The organism is Xenococcus sp. PCC 7305, assembly GCF_000332055.1.
Classification (GTDB): Bacteria; Cyanobacteriota; Cyanobacteriia; order Cyanobacteriales; family Xenococcaceae; genus Xenococcus.
This window is the reverse complement of the sequence record NZ_ALVZ01000004.1, coordinates 1-1628: the sequence shown is the minus strand read 5'-3', so window position 1 is coordinate 1628 and position 1628 is coordinate 1. Positions and strand designations below refer to the sequence as shown.

Annotated in this window: 2 protein-coding genes; one reads left to right on the top strand and one right to left on the bottom strand. The window is 40.1% G+C overall.

Annotation, left to right across the window (positions count from 1 at the left end):
- Positions 1–153: 153 nt before the first annotated feature.
- Positions 154–825, bottom strand: a complete 672-nt coding sequence (locus tag XEN7305_RS00030) for a Uma2 family endonuclease (protein ID WP_006507232.1) — start codon at positions 823–825, stop codon at positions 154–156.
- 171 nt (positions 826–996) lie between these two features.
- Between XEN7305_RS00030 and XEN7305_RS00025 the strand changes: the two genes are divergently transcribed.
- Positions 997–1557, top strand: a complete 561-nt coding sequence (locus tag XEN7305_RS00025; RefSeq protein WP_006507231.1) for an NUDIX hydrolase — start codon at positions 997–999, stop codon at positions 1555–1557.
- The last annotated feature ends 71 nt before the right edge of the window (positions 1558–1628 follow it).

Genomic DNA, 1628 nt, shown 5'->3' with positions numbered 1-1628 from the left:
CGCAAGGGAACGCTCACCAAGAGAGAGGGCAGAAGGATAAAACTACTTCTAACTTATCCCTTTAGGTTGAATTCCTCCACTTCTTTAAGTGGAACGGGTCATAGTGGTGAGTTGAATTCTCCCACTATGCCAGTTACCTTCTGCCTTCTGCCTTCATTCTTCTGCCTTCGTTTTAATTGCTTTAATAAATTCTTTTTTCCCAATTCTTTCCCCTTGTCCTTTCATGAGCTCCACATATTTCTGCACCATGTTTGATTCTAGATTATTGAGAAATTTACTTTTAGGACTTTTGGCATATTGATCATTAATTAAAATATAAAATTCAAGATTGTTATTGTGATCCCATATCCAAACTTCTTCAATTCCTAGTCTTTGATATTTCTCCAAATCATTGATACTGCCACTAGTTTGATTAACTTCGATCACAATATCAGGTAATTCTTTGTCCATGCCAATAGCATAGCTAGTATCAGGTTCTTTCCCCACATTAGATCTTTCATTCTTTAAGGTTGTGGAGCCGAAAGAAAAGTAATCTATTTCTTTTTCGTCACAATAAGCAATAATGAGTCCACCAATTAATTCTTTGATTCTTTCGTGGTTTCTACCTGGAGCCATTATTTCTAATAATCCTTCTAAGTATGCAATTCTGCACCAAGATATATCTTTTTGATCTGCCAAAAGATTTTCATACTCTGTCCATGAAACATGAGAGAAAACATATAAGTCATCTCCTTGATTATCCTTTCTTTGAAGTTGAAAATATTTTATGAAACTCAAAAATTCTTGAAAGTTTCTGACTTTATTTTTATCTGTTCCTAAACTCATGATGCGACGAATTATGGTGTTTGGGATAATTCTGATCTTTTTATTTTATCAGAGAGCGCGATCGCCGCATCGCTCTTCGGCAATGACGTACAGCTAATCCTTTAGGGCTGCCTTCATTCCCCTAATTTATGATAGTGTTTGGATTATTGAGAATAAACACCACAAATCATTATGTCCGTAGGCAATGAACCCTCAGAGATTCTAGAACAACGCCTTTTTTATAAAGGTCGTAAATTTGATTATGAGGTCGTGAAACTGCGTCTGCCGAATGGCGTAGAAGGTAATTGGGAATGTGTGCGACATCCAGGTGGAGCTTTAGCAGTTCCTGTGACTGCTGAGGGCAAATTTGTGTTGGTTAAACAATATCGCTTTACGGTCAAAGGTCGATTATTGGAGTTTCCTGCGGGCACAGTAGAACCCCAGGAAGATCCTGCTGAAACGATTAAGCGGGAAATCGAAGAGGAAACTGGTTATCGCGCCCATAAATGGCAATCTTTGGGTAAATTTATTCTGGCACCTGGTTATTCTGACGAGTATATTTATGCTTATTTGGCCCAGGATTTAGAAAAGTTGGCTAATCCTCCACAACAGGACGAGGATGAGGATATCGAGGTAGTTTTGATGAGTGAGGAAGAATTAGAAGCAGCAATCTTAGCGGGGGAACCAGTAGATGCCAAATCTATTGCTAGCTTCTATATGGCGCGAGCCATTTTAACGGGGCTTCGCCCTTGAAGGCAGAGGGCAGAGGGCAGCGGTGAGACCCCGCGCCGCCGTCAGGCGCAAGGGAACGCTCACCAAGAGAG

Excerpts from the sequence above, each read along its gene's own strand:
- XEN7305_RS00025 (WP_006507231.1), top strand. The coding sequence starts at position 997 with ATGTCCGTAGGCAATGAACCCTCAGAGATTCTAGAACAACGCCTTTTT.
- XEN7305_RS00030 (WP_006507232.1), bottom strand. The coding sequence starts at position 825 with ATGAGTTTAGGAACAGATAAAAATAAAGTCAGAAACTTTCAAGAATTT.